At 63.7% G+C, this 15,708-nt stretch carries 18 protein-coding genes; 5 read left to right on the top strand and 13 right to left on the bottom strand.

Annotated elements, in window-relative coordinates:
- From WC739_RS19320 to WC739_RS19330, 3 genes are all read right to left on the bottom strand, one after another.
- Positions 1–1,398: ABC transporter ATP-binding protein/permease (locus WC739_RS19320; protein WP_372954629.1), on the bottom strand; the 1,398-nt coding region annotated here is incomplete at its 3' end.
- Positions 1,399–1,420: 22 nt separating this feature from the next.
- Positions 1,421–1,762, bottom strand: a complete 342-nt coding sequence (locus WC739_RS19325; protein ID WP_372954630.1) for an ArsR/SmtB family transcription factor — start codon at positions 1,760–1,762, stop codon at positions 1,421–1,423.
- A 142-nt stretch (positions 1,763–1,904) separates the two neighbouring features.
- On the bottom strand, positions 1,905–3,593 hold the full coding sequence (locus tag WC739_RS19330; protein WP_372954631.1) for a LysM peptidoglycan-binding domain-containing protein: 1,689 nt from the start codon (positions 3,591–3,593) through the stop codon (positions 1,905–1,907).
- A gap of 142 nt (positions 3,594–3,735) precedes the next feature.
- Here WC739_RS19330 and WC739_RS19335 point away from each other — a divergent pair, with 142 nt between their 5' ends.
- Together WC739_RS19335 and WC739_RS19340 are read left to right on the top strand one after the other, a co-directional pair.
- Entirely contained in the window at positions 3,736–4,347 is a 612-nt protein-coding gene (locus WC739_RS19335) for a TIGR00730 family Rossman fold protein (protein ID WP_372954632.1), read from the top strand.
- 193 nt (positions 4,348–4,540) lie between these two features.
- The gene (locus WC739_RS19340; protein ID WP_372954633.1) at positions 4,541–5,539 is read left to right on the top strand and encodes a transporter; all 999 of its coding nucleotides are present in this window, start codon (positions 4,541–4,543) and stop codon (positions 5,537–5,539) included.
- A 16-nt stretch (positions 5,540–5,555) separates the two neighbouring features.
- On the opposite strand, the gene WC739_RS19345 is transcribed toward WC739_RS19340, so the two are convergent.
- The 9 genes from WC739_RS19345 to cysS form a co-directional block, all read right to left on the bottom strand.
- The gene (locus tag WC739_RS19345; RefSeq protein ID WP_372954634.1) at positions 5,556–6,242 is read right to left on the bottom strand and encodes a glutathione S-transferase family protein; all 687 of its coding nucleotides are present in this window, start codon (positions 6,240–6,242) and stop codon (positions 5,556–5,558) included.
- A 10-nt stretch (positions 6,243–6,252) separates the two neighbouring features.
- A complete protein-coding gene (gene rarD, locus WC739_RS19350) occupies positions 6,253–7,182 on the bottom strand; it encodes an EamA family transporter RarD (RefSeq protein WP_372954635.1) in 930 nt (309 codons plus the stop codon).
- Positions 7,183–7,263: 81 nt separating this feature from the next.
- The gene (gene cimA / locus WC739_RS19355; protein ID WP_372954646.1) at positions 7,264–8,880 is read right to left on the bottom strand and encodes a citramalate synthase; all 1,617 of its coding nucleotides are present in this window, start codon (positions 8,878–8,880) and stop codon (positions 7,264–7,266) included.
- Positions 8,880–9,836: a prolyl aminopeptidase gene (gene pip, locus WC739_RS19360; RefSeq protein WP_372954636.1), complete on the bottom strand. Its 957-nt coding sequence runs from the start codon at positions 9,834–9,836 to the stop codon at positions 8,880–8,882. Before pip ends, cimA begins: the two co-directional genes overlap by 1 nt.
- A complete protein-coding gene (locus WC739_RS19365) occupies positions 9,833–10,309 on the bottom strand; it encodes a GFA family protein (RefSeq protein ID WP_372954637.1) in 477 nt (158 codons plus the stop codon). The genes pip and WC739_RS19365 overlap by 4 nt, the downstream gene beginning before the upstream one ends.
- Positions 10,306–10,797 carry a GFA family protein gene (locus tag WC739_RS19370; RefSeq protein ID WP_372954638.1) on the bottom strand — a complete coding sequence of 164 codons (492 nt, stop codon included), beginning with the start codon at positions 10,795–10,797 and terminating at the stop codon, positions 10,306–10,308. The genes WC739_RS19365 and WC739_RS19370 overlap by 4 nt, the downstream gene beginning before the upstream one ends.
- Before the next feature lie 6 nt (positions 10,798–10,803).
- Entirely contained in the window at positions 10,804–11,190 is a 387-nt protein-coding gene (locus WC739_RS19375) for a VOC family protein (RefSeq protein WP_372954639.1), read from the bottom strand.
- The gene (locus tag WC739_RS19380) at positions 11,187–11,594 is read right to left on the bottom strand and encodes an endonuclease domain-containing protein (protein WP_372954640.1); all 408 of its coding nucleotides are present in this window, start codon (positions 11,592–11,594) and stop codon (positions 11,187–11,189) included. The genes WC739_RS19375 and WC739_RS19380 overlap by 4 nt, the downstream gene beginning before the upstream one ends.
- 280 nt (positions 11,595–11,874) lie before the next feature.
- On the bottom strand, positions 11,875–13,311 hold the full coding sequence (gene cysS / locus WC739_RS19385) for a cysteine--tRNA ligase (RefSeq protein WP_372954641.1): 1,437 nt from the start codon (positions 13,309–13,311) through the stop codon (positions 11,875–11,877).
- 387 nt (positions 13,312–13,698) lie between these two features.
- Between cysS and WC739_RS19390 the strand changes: the two genes are divergently transcribed.
- A complete protein-coding gene (locus WC739_RS19390; RefSeq protein WP_372954642.1) occupies positions 13,699–13,854 on the top strand; it encodes a hypothetical protein in 156 nt (51 codons plus the stop codon).
- 73 nt (positions 13,855–13,927) lie between these two features.
- Here the strand turns inward: WC739_RS19390 and WC739_RS19395 are convergent, their stop codons facing one another.
- Positions 13,928–14,689 (bottom strand): SOS response-associated peptidase, encoded by a 762-nt coding sequence (locus tag WC739_RS19395; RefSeq protein WP_372954643.1) that lies wholly within the window; start codon positions 14,687–14,689, stop codon positions 13,928–13,930.
- Between the two features lie 124 nt (positions 14,690–14,813).
- On the opposite strand from WC739_RS19395, the gene WC739_RS19400 reads away from it, so the two are divergent.
- Both WC739_RS19400 and WC739_RS19405 read left to right on the top strand, forming a co-directional pair.
- A complete protein-coding gene (locus tag WC739_RS19400; protein ID WP_372954644.1) occupies positions 14,814–15,248 on the top strand; it encodes an NUDIX hydrolase in 435 nt (144 codons plus the stop codon).
- A 178-nt stretch (positions 15,249–15,426) separates the two neighbouring features.
- A partial coding sequence (locus WC739_RS19405; RefSeq protein ID WP_372954645.1) for a TIGR02301 family protein occupies positions 15,427–15,708 on the top strand: 282 nt, incomplete at its 3' end.

Raw genomic sequence — 15,708 nt, forward strand, 5'->3', positions numbered from 1 at the left:
ATCGTCCTCGCTGGCGCCGACGCGGCCATAGCGGATGTTGTAGGCGATTGTGTCGTTGAACAGCACGGTGTCCTGCGGCACCATGCCGATCACCGCCCGCAGGCTTTCCTGCGTCACGTCGCGGACATCCTGGCCGTCGATCAGCACCTGACCGGACTGGACATCGTAGAAGCGAAAGAGAAGCCGCGATATGGTCGACTTGCCGGCGCCAGACGGTCCGACGATGGCCACCGTCTTGCCGGCCGGAACTTCGAAGCTGACGCCCTTCAGGATCTTGCGGTTGGGATCATAGGAGAAATGCACGTCGCGGAATTCGACCGTGCCGGCATTGACAACGAGCGGCTTGGCGCCTGGCTTGTCGACGATCTCCGGCGGCACGTCGAGCAGGTCGAACATCTGCTCGATGTCGGTCAGCCCCTGGCGGATTTCCCGGTAGATGAAGCCGATGAAGTTGAGCGGCACGGAAAGCTGGATCAACATGGCGTTGATGAAGACGAAGTCGCCGACTGTCTGGGTGCCCGCCTGCACCTCCAGCGCCGACATGCACATGACGATGACGGTGCCGAGGCCGAAAATGATGCCCTGGCCGAAATTCAGCCAGCCAAGCGAGGTCCAGATCCTCGTCGCCGCGATCTCGTAGCGCGCCATCGAGCGGTCGAAGCGCTCGGCCTCCATGCCTTCATTGTTGAAATACTTGACCGTCTCGTAGTTGAGCAGCGAGTCGATGGCCTTGGTGTTGGCGTCGGTATCGCTGTCGTTCATGTCGCGACGGATCGATATGCGCCAGTCGCTGGCGCGCACGGTGAACCAGACATACAGACAGACGGTAACCGCGACCACGACCACGTATTTCCAGCCATAGGTATAGGCGAAGATGCCCGTGGTCAGGCCGAATTCGAGGATGGTCGGCGCCGTGTTGAGCATGATGAAGCGCACGATCGTCTCGATGCCCTTGGTGCCGCGCTCGATGATGCGCGACAAGCCGCCGGTGCGCCGCTCGAGATGGAAGCGCAGCGACAGTTCGTGCATATGGACGAAGGTGCGGAAGGCGAGCTGACGCACCGCATACTGGCCGACGCGGGCAAACAGGGCGTCGCGCAACTGGTTGAAACCAAGCTGCACCAGGCGGACGACATTGTAGGCGATGACCAGCATGACGGGCGCCAGCAGAAAGGTCGGCAGTGGCGGCACCGACTTGGAATCCCCGGCTAGCGCATCGGTTGCCCATTTGAAGAAATAAGGGCCGGCGACCAGCGTCAGCTTGGCGACGACCAGCAGAAGCGTCGCCCAGGTCACCCGCGCCCTGAGGTCGGCACGATCCGCCGGCCACATGTAGGGCCACAGATTGACCATGGTCTTGAATGTCGAGCTATCGGAGGAGACGGTTTTTTCGGCCATTCTGGTGCTTTCTTCTTATCTTTCAGCGGCCGGAGCAGCAGGAATTGACGAGCGCGGCGAGCGATGCAGAGACCCTGGCGAGGGCGGAGCGATCGACTTCATAGCGCGAGCGTTGGCGGTCGGACGCGAAACGGACCAGACCGGCACCGACCAGTATCTTCAGATGCTGGGAAACGGTCGACTGCGCCAGGTCGAGATGATCAACCACGTCACGGCAACAGCAGGAGCTGCTGGCCGACAGATGTTTTATGATCTCGATCCGCGCCGGATGCGAAAGCGCGGCAAGGCCGACGGCGACGGCGCGGCTGTCGGTAGCTTCCGGGACACGGTGGTGGCTGCCTGACTGGGCGAGGGATTCGATCATCGTCCATCGGCGATAAACGATGACCGGGCCGACAGCAAGCTGCCCTTATGGGCAGCGGTTTGGTGATCGATGCGCCGGATATCGCGGCGCGATAACCGCAACTCACCCCGGATGGTCTCCGATAGTGAGCTTCTGCAACCTATCAATTGGCCTTGGTCGGTGTCGTCGTCGCCTGCTCGCCCATCGCCTTGAGGTCGGCGGCTTCACCTTCCTTCGACTTTTCCGGGACCTTGAAAACCTGACCCGGCCAGATCCGATCGGGGTCGCTGATCTGGTCCTGGTTGGCGAGGTAGATGGTTGAATAACGCACGCCATGGCCGTAGACGCGCCGCGAAATTCGCCACAACGTATCGTGGCGTCGGATGATGACGGCGCCGTCAGCATGTTCGAGCTTGGGCGACACGACCTCGGGCACGTCGCCGGGCGGCGTGGCCGCCGCGACGACGGCCGGAGCCTCCGTAGCGGGTGCCGCAGGAGCCGTTTCGGCCGGAGCGGCGGCAACGGCCGGAGCCGGGGTGGGCGCCGCGCTGCCCGGTGCGGCTGGAGCCGTTGCCGGTTCGGCCGGTGCAGCCGCGACAACGGCGGGGGTGCCCGTAGCCGGAGCGGCGGGCGAGCCGGCGACGGCGGGTGCGGCCGGCTTTGCCTCGGCCGGCTTGGTGCCGGCAGGCGCCACGGCGGCGATCGCCTCACCCGGTTCGCGCTCGAAAGGAACGGCGGCGCGGGCCACCACCTTGACGCCGTTGGCATCGAGACCATCGACATGGATGGTATAGCTGCCGACCGGGATGTCTCGTGTGGCCTCGACCAGGAAATGACCGTCCGGCGACGTCAGCGCGTCACCAAGCAGGATGTCGTTGGCATAGGCGCGCACCTTGCGGCCCGCATCGGCGAGACCGGCGACGAAGATCTTGTTGCCGTCGATCTCGACCGCCTCGACGACGATCTTGGGCTCAGTCACGGGTGCCGCAGGCGGCGTTGCCGGCGCGGCAGGAGCTGGCGCGGCCTCGACCACAGCAGGCGCCGGCGTTGTTGCCGCGGGTGCCGGAGCGGTGGCCGCCGGCGCTGCCGTCGACGGAGCGGCGGGCGCCGGAGCAGCCGCCTGGTCGCCTTCAGCCGGCGCGGCGGGCTTGTTCTCGGGCGCGGGAACGGTGAGCAGTTCGGCTGGCTTGCCCGGTTCCTCGACCATGGCCAGCACCTGACCGGCAGCGTCCTTGGGGACCGAGACGACAGCTGTCTGCGCCGAGGCGGTCACGGCATCGCCGGCGATTGCGCGAAGCGCGATTGTGTAGTCGCCGGGCTTGAGCGGATCGTCCAGCACGATGACGAAGGCGCCATCGGGACCGGCGACCGTCGAACCAAGCACGGCCGTGCCGTTGAGGATCTCGACCTTCGAATTGGGTGCCGCATTGCCGGCGACGACAATCGAGCCATTGCTCTCGACACGCACGACATCGAACGTCGGTGCGATCGGGCCGACCGTGGCGGGTGCGGCGGGAGCCGAGGCCTCGGTTGCCGGCGCGGCCGGAGCCGTCGCTTCCGTGGCTGGCGCGCCCGTAGCGGGCGCCTCGGTTGCTGGCGCTGTCGGTGCGGCGGGAGCCGTCGCCTGGGGGGCCGTGGCTGGAGCAGCCGGCGGCGCTGGCGCAGCAGGCAGCCGACCTTCCGTGCCGGGATCGGCTGGTTTGGGCGCCTCGGGCGCTGGCAACGCGGCCACTTGCGCCGGTGGGGCCTTGTTGAGATACGGGTCCAGTGCGCCCGATACATAGGCGGCACCCGCAACCGCGACGGTCCCACCCGCCGCGAACAGGATCACCCTTAGTGGATTAGTTGCCATTTTCCCCTACCCCTTAGCCACCTAATGCCGGTCTAGCGTGTTTTCCCAAAGCCGACAAGAAAAAGGGGGCCGGCAGAAAAAGCCCGGACTTCCTGACATCTGGGCTTGACCGCACTTTCACACACTATCACCAATCATCGCCATGAACACGATTCGATCCATCTGCGTCTATTGCGGCTCTTCTCCGGGCCGCGATGAAAGTCATGCCAAGGCCGGACACCTGCTTGGGCGCTCGATTGCCAAGGCAGGGCTGCGGCTGGTCTATGGCGGCGGCACCAAGGGCATCATGGGCGCCGTCGCCGAAGGCGCGCTCAAGGCCGGCGGCAAGGTGACGGGCATCATCCCGCGCTTCCTGATCAACATGGAGGCAACGGAAACCGCGCTTGACCGCCTCGACGAGTTGCTGATCACCGACAACATGCATGAGCGCAAACACAGGATGTTCGAGAAATCCGACGCCTTTGTGGCGCTGCCCGGCGGTATCGGCACAGTCGAGGAGATCGTCGAGATCATGACCTGGGCACAGCTTGGACATCACCGCAAGCCGATCGTCTTCGGCAACGTCAACGGATTTTGGGATCCGATGCTGGCGTTGCTTGATCACATGGCGGCGGAAGGCTTCATCCACACCGCGCAGCGGGTCAAGCCGTTGGTCGTGGAAGACCCCGAAGCCATCGTCGCCGCCATCATGGTGGCGGGCTCGTCGGTCGATGCGCCGACCGAAGGCGTGCAGTCGGTAATCGACAAGATGTAGGAATAGGGAGTACGGCAGGAGGCAGTATGTTTAGAAGGCATCTGCCCTACTGCCCTACCGTCCCGCCAGAGCGACAGACGTGATCGACTGTCAAAAATCCGTCACACGAAACCAGGTCCGCTCGTGCTAGGAATTGGAGACTGCGTGGCTGCCACGCGGCGCCATATCGAAACCCAGTCCCGGCACTCCGCCCATGAATATCGCTCTCGCCCAGGAAGGCACCGACCTGTCGCCTTACCTGCCCGATGAGCACGGGCTGTTCTTCATCTATCATTTCACCGCCGACGGCTTGCGCACCAAGGATCCCACGCAGGCGGCATGGACGTGGCGCAGCTACCAGATCACCGATCTGCATGCCCGCCAGGAGATAAGCGCCGAGAAGGCGTTGCCTGCCCCGGCACGCGATGCGTTCCTGGCGCCCAGCCATGGCTGCCACATCGACTACGAGGACAACTGGCTGTTCGGCGACCTGCCGGACCTGAGGCACGATTTTTCGGAAGCGCGCGGGCTCGTGCATTTCCGTTTCGCCTTCAACGATACGATGCTAATCGGCGCCCGTAAGCAACCGCTGGAATCGGTCGACGCCGTGCGCAAGGCGGTGGAGAACGGATCGCGCAAATTCCGTTCGCCGGCGGAACTGATCGAAGCAGTCATGGGCCAGTCGCTCGACGGCATGGCGCGCGAACTTGGCAAGCTCGGCGACACGCTCGACGGCATCGAGGATCGCGTCGTGCGCGATGCATGGCACAATGAACGCCAGTCCCTGGTCGAGGCGCGGCGGCAGCTGGTGGTGATCCATCGGCAGATGGCGACGCTCACCAACCTGTTCCGGCATCTCGAGCATTCCCATCGCGAAGAACTGTCCGAGCCGCTCACCGCCATGGCGGCGAGGCTCTCGCATCGGGCTCACACGCTTTATCATGACGGCGAACAGCTGCAGGCACGCACAAGGCTGTTGCAGGATGAGCTGATGGCCAAGCTGACCATGCAGTCGAACCAGTTGCTCTATGTCCTTTCCGTCATGACGGCGGTGCTGCTGCCGATGACGATCATTTCCGGCCTGTTCGGCATGAATGTCGGCGGGCTGCCACTGCTCGACACGCCAATGGGCTTCTGGGTGGTGACGGGCGTATCGCTGGTTATCGCGGCAGCCACCTTCATGTTTGTCAGGCGGCTTGGCCGAGGACTTTGACGACGACGCCGCGACCTTAGGCCGTAGCGCGACAATCCTCGGTGACGGTGCCGGCGGACGCGACTTCCGCCTCGTGGCCCGGCTCACGCCATGTCTCGGCAATGGCGTCGGCATACCAGTCGCGCATTGCCGGCAGGGCTAGCAGGTGCGCCGGATAGGCGGCAGCCGCACCCTCGAAAGCAAGCCCATAGGACTGGGCCCGAAACGCCACCGGGGCGAAGAAGGCGTCCACGGCGGTGAAATGAGCTCCGGCCAGGAACGGGCCGCCGAAACGGGCTAGGCCATCATTCCAAAGATCGCCGAGGCGAAAGAGGTCCTGCTTCAGCGCGTCGGACATCGGCATCGGCTCCACACGCACACCGCAATTCATCGGGCAGTCGTTGCGGAGCGCCGTGAAGCTCGAATGCATCTCGGCGGCGGCGGACCGCGCCCAGGCGCGGACCTTGGCCTCAACCGGCCAGACGCCATGGTGGCGTTCCGCCAGATATTCGATGATGGCAAGTGAATCCCAGACCGCCCAGCCATCGTCGATCAGGCACGGCACGCGGCCGCTGGGCGAGAATGGCCGGTAGAGATCCCAGCTCGATCCGGTCGGAAATGGCGTCAGCCGCTCCTCGAACGGGATGTCCAGCGTCCGCATCAGCACCCATGGCCTAAGCGACCACGAAGAGTAGTTCTTGTTGGCGATATGCAGGACATACATCCGAGGCCCCTTAGCTTGCTGCGGGCACTGCAGCCCGAATTTCGCGACCCCGGAACATCGACCAGGAATAGATGGCCAAAGCTGCCCAGATCAGAGCGAAGGCAACGGCCTGGACGGTGTCGAAAGGCTCATTGAATATCAGGACGGCGATCAGGAAGACCATGGTCGGTGCGATGTATTGCATGATGCCGATGGTGGAGAGGCGCAACAGCTTGGCGCCGAACGCGAACAGCAGCAGCGGTATCGACGTGATCGGGCCGCATCCGATCAGCAATGCCGTATCGGTCGTATCGCCGGATACGAGATGGTCCTGCCCGGTCGCGATCAGATAGAAGATGTAGCCGAGGGCCGGCACCGACAGCAGAAGCACTTCGAGCAGGAAGCCCTGGCTCGGGCCGATCGGCAGCGTCTTGCGGAAGAAACCGTAGGCGGCGAAGGAAAACGCCAATGCCAGGGACACCAGGGGCAGCTTGCCGCCCTCGAAGGTCAGCACCGCGACCGCGACCGCCGCCAGCACCACCGCCGCGACCCGCAGCCTGTCGAGCCGCTCGCCAAGCAGCAGCGCGCCGACGACGACGTTGACCAGCGGGTTGATGTAGTAGCCGAGCGCGGTCTCGACCGTGCGGTCGACGGCGATCGCCCAGACATAGATGCCCCAGTTGACCGAGATCAGCGCTGCCGTGAGTGCGGCCATGGCGATGGTGCGCGGCGAACGCAGCGCCACCTTGAAATCCGCGGTGCGTCCTGCCCAGACCAGGACAGCAGCGGCGATCGGCACGGACCAGACGATCCGGTTGGCGATGACTTCGGCGAGCGGCAGATGAGCCACGGCCTTCATGTAGAAAGGCAGCAACCCCCACAGGAGATAGGCGCCCAGCGCAAGCAGGAAGCCCCGCCTGCCCTTTGCATTCGCATTCAGGGTCATTGCTTCAGTGGCCATGGGCCAACGCTATGGCCCAGTCACCTTGGCAAGACCATCGCAAAGTTGTGATGGATCAATGGAGTTTCGCTGATGGTTCAGTTACTCCGCCGCCACCAACCCGGCCATCTCGCGGTTCTTCATCAGCTTGTAGACGATGGAATCCATCAGCGCCTGGAAGGAGGCGTCGATGATGTTTTCGGAAACGCCGACCGTCCACCAGCGGGCCCCGGTCCCGTCATGGGATTCGATGAGCACGCGGGTGATCGCCTCGGTCCCGCCATTGAGGATGCGCACCTTGAAGTCGGCGAGTTCCAGATCGGCGATCTCGCCCTGGAATTTGCCGAGGTCCTTGCGCAGCGCGAGGTCGAGCGCATTCACCGGGCCGTGGCCTTCGGCGACGGACATCTTTTCCTCGCCGTCGACCAACACCTTCACGATCGCTTCCGACACCGTCTTCAGCTGGCCGTTGGCGTCGAAGCGGCGCTCGACCATGCAGCGAAACGAGGTGACGGCAAAGAATTCGGGCAGGCCGTGCAGCATCTTGCGTGCCAGCAGTTCGAAGGAGGCGTCGGCGCCTTCATAGGCGTAGCCTTCGGCTTCACGCTCCTTGACCACGGAAATCAGCGCGTCGAGCCGGTGATCGTCCCTCGGCACGTCGATGCCGCGCCGCTTCAGTTCGGCCAGGAAATTGGCCTTGCCGCCCTGGTCCGAAACCATGACCCGGCGGCGGTTGCCGACCGCTTCCGGAGGCACATGCTCATAGGTCGCCGGCTCCTTGGCCAATGCCGAGGCATGGATACCGGCCTTGGTGGCGAAGGCCGAGGCGCCGACATAGGGCGCCTGTGCTTCGGGGGCGCGGTTCAGCAATTCGTCGAACGCGCGGGAGAGCCTGGAGATGCCGGCGAGGGCCTGCGCCGAGATACCGGTTTCGAAGCGGGTGGAAAAAGCCGGCTTCAGCGCAAGGGTGGGCACGATCGAGATCAGATTGGCATTGCCGCAACGTTCGCCAAGGCCGTTGAGCGTGCCCTGGATCTGGCGCACGCCGGCCTCGACGGCGGCCAGCGAATTGGCGACCGCCTGGCCGGTGTCGTCATGGGCATGGATGCCCAGATTGGCGCCGGGAATGCCCGAGGCGACGACCTTCTCGACGATGGCACGGACTTCCGAGGGCTGAGTGCCGCCGTTGGTATCGCACAGCACCACCCAGCGCGCGCCGCCATCATAGGCGGTCCTGGCACAGGCCAGCGCATATTCGGGGTTGGCCTTGAAGCCGTCGAAGAAGTGCTCGCAATCGACAAGCGCCTCCTTGCCGGAAGCGACAGCTGCCTCGACCGATGCCTTGATCGCCTCGAGATTCTCCTCATTGGTGCAGCCCAAAGCGACGCGGACATGATAGTCCCAGCTCTTGGCGACGAAGCAGATGGCGTCCGACCTGGACTGCACGAGCGCAGCCAGGCCGGGATCGTTCGAAGCCGACACGCCTGCCCGCTTGGTCATGCCGAAGGCGACGAACTTGGCACGCGCCGTGCGCTTCTCCTGGAAGAAGGCGGTGTCGGTCGGGTTGGCGCCGGGATAGCCGCCTTCGACATAATCGATGCCGAACTCGTCGAGCAGTCTTGCGATGGCGATCTTGTCCTCGACGGAAAAGTCGACGCCCGGCGTCTGCTGGCCATCGCGCAGGGTCGTGTCGAAGAGATAGAGCCGCTCGCGGGTCATCATTTGCCCGCGAACTTGTCCGTCGCCCGGACCAGCTGGTCGAGGATGCCGGGTTCGGAGAAGGCGTGGCCGGCGCCTTCAATGAGGTGAAAGTCAGCCTTCGGCCAAGCCTTGTGCAGCGCCCAGGCGTAACGCGCCGGGCACGGCATGTCATAGCGGCCATGAACGATGGTGCCGGGGATGTCGCGCAGCCTGTGCGCATCGCGCAGCAATTGCCCCTCTTCGAGCCAGCCGGCATGAACGAAATAGTGGTTCTCGATACGGGCGAAAGCGACCGCGTAGTCGTCCTCGCCGAACGGACCGCTGGTTTCAGGCTCCGGCAGCAGCGTGATCGTCTCGCCTTCCCAAAGGCTCCAGGCGCGGGCAGCCTCGATCTGCGCCTTGCGATCGTCGCCCACCAGCCGCTTGCGGTAGGCCGCCATCATGTCGCCGCGTTCGGCCTCCGGGATCGGCGCCAGGAACCTCTCCCATTTGTCGGGGAACATTTCCGAGACGCCGAACTGATAGTACCACTCGAGCTCGGCACGCGTCAGCGTGTAGATGCCGCGCACCACCAGTTCGCTGACGCGCTCGGGATGGGTCTCGGCATAGGCCAGCGCCAGCGTCGAGCCCCACGAACCGCCGAACACCAGCCATTTGTCGAAGCCAGCCATCTCGCGCAGGCGCTCGATGTCGGCGACGAGATGCCAGGTCGTGTTGGCCTCGAGCGAGGCGTTGGGGGTCGATTTTCCGCAACCGCGCTGGTCGAACAGGATGACGTCGTAGAGTTTCGGATCGAACAGCCGCCGGTGTTTTGGCGAGATGGTGCCGCCCGGCCCGCCATGCAGGAACACCGCCGGCTTGGCGCCCCTGGTGCCGGAACGCTCCCAGTAGACCTGATGGCCGTCGCCGACATCCAGCACCCCGGAATCGAAGGCCTCGATCTCGGGATAAAGCGTGCGCAATTGACTGCTCATAGTTGCAAACCCTTGGTTGGCCAATCCGCCGTTTCATGGTCGGGATGCTGGAAGGAGATGATGGATTCCTGCCTGTTGTAATAGTCGGGATCCTGATGGACGGGTTGGTCGAAAATGGTTTCCACCCATGGCAGCCGCGCCGCGTAATTGACCTGGATCTGCGGGGAGAGATCGGACCGGTCGTCGAAGGCGCCGATGGCAATCTCCAGTCCGCCGGGCTGCCTGTAGGTCAGCGGCGTGCCGCAACGGGCGCAGAAGCCGCGATCGATGTTGACCGACGACTGGAAATAACTCGGCTCCTCATGGGTCCATTCGACACCGTCCTTCGGCACCGTCACCAGGGCGCCGAAAAACGAGCCGAACTGTTTCTGGCACATCCGGCAGTGGCAGATGGACGGACGGCCGAGCGCCCCATGAATGCGGAAGCGCACCGCTCCACATTGGCAACCTCCGGTTCGTATTGTCTCGGTCATGGCTTTTCCTTTGGCGGCCATTGTTCGGTGTCGTGATCGGGGTGCTGGTAGGAGACGAGGTCGGCCAGATAGGTGGCCGACGACAGATCGGCCATCGTGTCCTCGCCCGGCAATTGAGGGATCGTGTCGACATAGGGCAGCTTTGCCTCGATGCCCCACTGGACCAGCGGCACGATTTCCGCCGGGTTGTCGAAGGCGCCGATGGCGAGGCCGACGCCATCCGGCGCGGTGAAGGTCAGCGGCGTGCCGCAATTGGCGCAAAAGCCACGGTCGACCTTGTTGGACGAGCGGAAGTATTTCGGCTCACCGCGCGTCCAGTCGAGCCTGGCGCCATGCACCGAAACCAGCGGCGCGTAGAACGAACCGAAGGCCTTCTGGCACATGCGGCAATGGCAGACCGAGGCGTCGCCAAGCGCGCCCTCGACGCGAAACCGCACCGCACCGCATTGGCAACCACCAGTGTAGATCGGCCGATTGTCGAGGCTCATCGCAGGTCACTCCGGTTGATGGCAGACGGCTTCGACATTGTTGCCGTCAGGATCGAAGACGAAGGCGCCATAGTAGTTCGCATGATAATGCGGGCGCAGGCCAGGCGCGCCATTGTCCTCGCCGCCGGCGGCGAGCGCCGCGGCATGGAAGGCGTCGACCTTGGCGCGGCTGCGCGCGGTGAAGGCGACGTGCTGATGATCTTTCGGCTTGTCCTTGCCGGCATGCAGCCAGAACACCGGCCGGTCGCGGCCATATCCGCCAACCTTGGCGCCGCCGGTGTATTCCTGTGGCACCATGTAAAGCAAGGACGCGCCCAACGGCGCCATGGCCTTGTCGTAGAAAGCCTTCGACGCATCGAAATCGGCAACGTTGATGCCAAGATGGTCGATCATGGTACAGCCTCCCTCGCCGGTTTGCCCGCCCGCACTTCCGCAACGGCCAGACCGGCCTCGATCACGATGTGCTGGCAGACATTGTCGATATCGCGAATGACGTCGTCATTCCAGAAGCGCAGGATGGTCCAGCCGCTGGCCTTCAAATAGACGCTTCGTGGCTCGTCATATTGCAGATGCTCCGCGTCAGCGTGCTGACTGCCATCGACCTCAACAATGAGGCTATGAGCCGAGCAGGCAAAATCCACGATATAGGGGCCAATCGGCACCTGCCGGCGAAAGCTCATCCCCATCAGCCGATGGGCACGTAACTCATTCCATAGCCTCAACTCTGCTTCGGTCATGACACGACGCATGGTTTTTGCATTCCGGCGGTGGCGTGACGGAACGAGATCGTGACCCATTAGACATCCCCCCGCCGGTCATTAACGAAATCGGCGAGGAGGGCTGATCTCCCCCCTTGCGGGGGAGATGCCCGGCAGGGCAGAGGGGGGTGCTGTCCCGCCAGCCCATCAACTGGTGATCGTTTCCTTCTCAGGAAATGATTGGAGCGAGGGTGGGCAAACGGAGACCTTGGCGTTTCCTCACACCCCCCTCTGCCCTGCCGGGCATCTCCCCCGCAAGGGGGGAGATTGGCTGTCACCAACGCCTCGGCCGACCTTGTTGGGGCGCCTGGCACCAGCCTCACCGCTTGACCTCCCACGTCGTCACACGTTCGCCGGTAACCGGGTCCTTGCCGTCCTTCAACTGCACGCCTTGCGCCAGCAATTCGTCGCGGATGCGATCGGCCTCCGTCCAGTTCTTGGCGGCGATGAGCGCAAGGCGATCGACGATCGCCCTGGAAACGTTGTCCTCATTCACAGTCGCCGAGGCGACGTCGAAGCCGAGGAACAGCAGCGACGCCTTCAGCGATGATGCCGCCTCGTTGTCATCCGCGGCCTCGCCCGCCAACCGCGTCAGCACCTGGAATGCGGCGTAGGTGGCGAGATCATCGGACAACGCGGCGAGAACCTCGGCAGGCAACCGCGCTGCCGCCGAGGTCGCCAGATCCGCCGCCCGCTTCCATTTGCGCAGCGTGTTCTCGGCCTCTTCCAGCTTGCGTACGGAAAAATCGATCGGCTCGCGGTAGTGGGTCATCAGCATCGCCAGACGCAGCACCTCGCCCGGCCATTCGCGGCCGCCAAAGGTCTTGGTCTCGAGCAACTCGTTGATCGAATAGAAATTGCCGAGGCTCTTCGACATCTTCTGGCCTTCGACCTGCAGGAAGCCGTTGTGCATCCAGACGTTGGCCATCACATCGGTGCCGTGAGCACAGCGCGACTGGGCGATTTCGTTCTCGTGATGCGGGAAGATCAGATCGAGGCCGCCGCCATGGATGTCGAAGACCTCGCCGAGATAGGCGGCCGACATGGCGGAGCACTCGATATGCCAGCCCGGCCGGCCCCTGCCCCAAGGCGACTTCCAGCCCGGCTCCTCCGGCGACGACAGCTTCCACAGCACGAAGTCGCCGGGGTTCTTCTTGTGCGCGTCGACCGAGATGCGAACACCGGCCTGCTGCTCATCGAGATTGCGCTTCGACAATTGTCCATAGTCGGGCATCGACGCCGTGTCGAACAAGACTTCTCCTGCGGCGACATAGGCATGCCCGCGTTCGATAAGGCTTTGAATCAAGCTGATCATGTCGGCCTTGCCATCGGCGCGGGGCTCGACGAATTCAGTGGCGCGTGGCTCGAATGTCGGCTCCAGGCATCCGAGCGCCGCCACGTCCTTGTGGAACTGGTCGGCGGTCTTTTCGGTGACCCGCCGGATCGCCTCGTTGAGCGAAAGTGCCCCGGACGCGATCTCGCCGCCGAAATCACGCAGGGCGCGCGCGTTGATCTTGTCGTCGACATCGGTGATGTTGCGCACATAGGTGACATGCGCCTCGCCGTAGACGTGCCGCAGCAGGCGGAACAGGACGTCGAAGACGATCACCGGCCTGGCGTTGCCGATGTGGGCAAAGTCGTAGACCGTCGGGCCGCAGACATAAATGCGCACATTCAGCGGATCGATCGGGACGAAATCCTCCTTGCTCCGCGTCAGCGTGTTGTAGAGGCGCAGGCCCTGCGATGCGTCAGACATTCGTGCCTTCCCGGTCTGTTGTACTTGGAAGTCCACACCGCGCCGAGACGCAAGACGGACTCCAGCCTGCTGGCCGGGGCGTTTGTCCAATCTGGGGAAAGATGAGGCGAAAACGTCCGGACCAGCGCGAAGCTAGCCAATAATGCAAATGCCACAAATGGCGAAAGACGTTTTCATCGGCGGCTTTATCGCCTTGGCCAGTGTTGCCGTCAAGTCGCTAGTGTCCACAAAAGCGTCGCTGGATCACAGGTAATCGCACACTGAAACATTTTATTAAACATGTCGGCACAGTCATGAAACATTCGCCGGCTAGAGGACCAGACGTCACGATTTGGTCGGATTCGGCCATCAGACCATGACACGGAAATGTTACCTGGGAAGAAAACCATGCTCCGAAGCAAGCAAGAGTCCAACCGCTCCAAGCACCCGGCGCTGACCAACCACTATCGCGCAATCGGCCCGGCGGCGATCGTCGCCGCCCTTCTCCACACCGCGAAGAAGAACAAGCCGGCGCAGAAGATCATATCGCCTCGCGCTGGCTGAGACGCGCGGCCGGTGCCCAGGGCGCCGGATATGGGCATCTCATGACTCGAAACCGCGACGGCCGCTAAAGCCGCTAAAACAGCGTCATCTGGCCGTCATCCGCGGCCGGCTTCCGGCCCCTGCCATTTTTGGGCTCCGTCGCCGCGACGCCCCTCTCCTGGATAGCTGGTCCGGTGTTGGCGACCTTGTTGACAAGGTCGGATACTGGAATTGCCTCGAAGAAATTCGGCGGTGCCGGCCGTAGCAGGTCGGCGACATCGCGCGGCTCCTGAGTCCGACAGTCCAGCCAGCGTTCAAAATCCCGCGTATCGATCATGACCGGCATGCGGTCGTGGATATGAGCGATGTCGGCATTGGCTTGCACGGTCAGGATGGCGCCGGTGTCCATCTCCGAACCGCCAGGCTCGGCGTAGGTTTCGATCAGGCCGGCAAAGGCAATCAGCCCGCCCTGCCTGGGCCGGATCCAGTAGGCCTGGCCCTTCCTGCCACCGGTTCGCCGCCATTCATAGAACCCCGATGCCGCAACCAGGGCGCGGCGATGGCGCATGGCGGCTTTGAACGAAGCCTTCTCGATCGCGCTTTCCGATGGCGCGTTGAACAGCAACGGAAAATCCCTGACGTCCCTGACCCAGGCAGGGAGCAGTCCCCATCGCACCAGCAGCGGCTGCCGGTTCGGCAGATTTGAGCCGACAGCCGGCGCGACGCCGGCAATCGTCGTCAGAATCGGCTGAGTCGGCGCGATGTTGTAGCGTGCCGGGAAATCCTCGAGCGCCACCACGTCGAGGAAGGCGGCTGTCTGATCCGGCGTCGCGGTCAAGGCGAAGCGTGCGCACATGATGAATGGATCCTGCCCTTAAAATGGCTACGCACGAAAGTGGCGATGGAACAGCAGCACCGCAACCGCTAAAGCTCTCCGAAGCAAGCCGGCCCACAGCAGCTTGTGCTTTGAGAGGTTGGCCATGAACGAAATCCGCGTCACGCTTCCGGCAGTTTCGGTCGCGGTGGTCCGTGACGACACGGTGCTTCTGGTCAAGCGGGCGCGCCAGCCTTCACGGGGCCTCTACGCCTTTCCCGGCGGCAAGGTCGAGCCGGGCGAAACGCTTGCCGACGCCGTACAGCGTGAACTCCTCGAAGAGACCGGCCTGCACGCCACCGATTACCGGCCACTGCGGGAAATCCATGTCGATGGCAGGGATGACGGCCACCCGGTCGATTATCGGCTGACCGTGTTCGGCGCCACCTATGCCGGCGGCGACGCCGTCGCCAGCGACGACGCCGAGACCGCGGCGTTCTACACCCTCGACGACATGAGCGCCTTGCCGCTGGCCGGTTCGGTCTTCGCCGTCGCCGAGGAACTCCTCGGTGCGCGTCCAGCCCCCCGGACGCGGTCCTGAAAATCGCCTTGCGGGCGACAAATTGTTTCGCCAAAAGGACTTGTGCCGTTTGCCACCACGACGGCCCACGCCGCTCGGCGCCGCTAGCCCAGACATAACGGCTACGCGGTTAGGCGGACCAAAACGGCTACGCCGTTAGCCAGGCCATAACGGCTACGCCGTTAGGCGGAGAAGGACCATGAAACGTCGATCGATGCTCCTCGCAGTCTGCCTTGCCGTCAGCGTGGCCATCTCGACACGAGCCGCTGTCAGTGCGGAGGCGCCGTTCGAACCCGGCTTGATGCGGCTGGCGGAGGTTCTCGGATCGCTGCATTTTCTTCGCAATCTATGCGGTGAGAAAGGCGACCAGTGGCGGGCGGAGATGGGAAAACTGCTTGAGTCGGAAAACCCGGACGCCGACCGGCGCGCCCGCTTCATCGCCAGCTTCAATCGCGGCTACCGTTCCTTCGGTGGAACCTAC

It is taken from the genome of Mesorhizobium sp. (assembly GCF_041661565.1).
Lineage (GTDB): Bacteria > Pseudomonadota > Alphaproteobacteria > Rhizobiales > Rhizobiaceae > Mesorhizobium.

What these genes read in the sequence shown, in the direction of transcription:
- WC739_RS19325 (WP_372954630.1), bottom strand. Translation starts at nt 1,762, where the DNA reads ATGATCGAATCCCTCGCCCAGTCAGGCAGCCACCACCGTGTCCCGGAA.
- WC739_RS19330 (WP_372954631.1), bottom strand. Translation starts at nt 3,593, where the DNA reads ATGGCAACTAATCCACTAAGGGTGATCCTGTTCGCGGCGGGTGGGACC.
- WC739_RS19335 (WP_372954632.1), top strand. Translation starts at nt 3,736, where the DNA reads ATGAACACGATTCGATCCATCTGCGTCTATTGCGGCTCTTCTCCGGGC.
- WC739_RS19340 (WP_372954633.1), top strand. Translation starts at nt 4,541, where the DNA reads ATGAATATCGCTCTCGCCCAGGAAGGCACCGACCTGTCGCCTTACCTG.
- WC739_RS19345 (WP_372954634.1), bottom strand. Translation starts at nt 6,242, where the DNA reads ATGTATGTCCTGCATATCGCCAACAAGAACTACTCTTCGTGGTCGCTT.
- rarD (WP_372954635.1), bottom strand. Translation starts at nt 7,182, where the DNA reads ATGGCCACTGAAGCAATGACCCTGAATGCGAATGCAAAGGGCAGGCGG.
- cimA (WP_372954646.1), bottom strand. Translation starts at nt 8,880, where the DNA reads ATGACCCGCGAGCGGCTCTATCTCTTCGACACGACCCTGCGCGATGGC.
- pip (WP_372954636.1), bottom strand. Translation starts at nt 9,836, where the DNA reads ATGAGCAGTCAATTGCGCACGCTTTATCCCGAGATCGAGGCCTTCGAT.
- WC739_RS19365 (WP_372954637.1), bottom strand. Translation starts at nt 10,309, where the DNA reads ATGACCGAGACAATACGAACCGGAGGTTGCCAATGTGGAGCGGTGCGC.
- WC739_RS19370 (WP_372954638.1), bottom strand. Translation starts at nt 10,797, where the DNA reads ATGAGCCTCGACAATCGGCCGATCTACACTGGTGGTTGCCAATGCGGT.
- WC739_RS19375 (WP_372954639.1), bottom strand. Translation starts at nt 11,190, where the DNA reads ATGATCGACCATCTTGGCATCAACGTTGCCGATTTCGATGCGTCGAAG.
- WC739_RS19380 (WP_372954640.1), bottom strand. Translation starts at nt 11,594, where the DNA reads ATGGGTCACGATCTCGTTCCGTCACGCCACCGCCGGAATGCAAAAACC.
- cysS (WP_372954641.1), bottom strand. Translation starts at nt 13,311, where the DNA reads ATGTCTGACGCATCGCAGGGCCTGCGCCTCTACAACACGCTGACGCGG.
- WC739_RS19390 (WP_372954642.1), top strand. Translation starts at nt 13,699, where the DNA reads ATGCTCCGAAGCAAGCAAGAGTCCAACCGCTCCAAGCACCCGGCGCTG.
- WC739_RS19395 (WP_372954643.1), bottom strand. Translation starts at nt 14,689, where the DNA reads ATGTGCGCACGCTTCGCCTTGACCGCGACGCCGGATCAGACAGCCGCC.
- WC739_RS19400 (WP_372954644.1), top strand. Translation starts at nt 14,814, where the DNA reads ATGAACGAAATCCGCGTCACGCTTCCGGCAGTTTCGGTCGCGGTGGTC.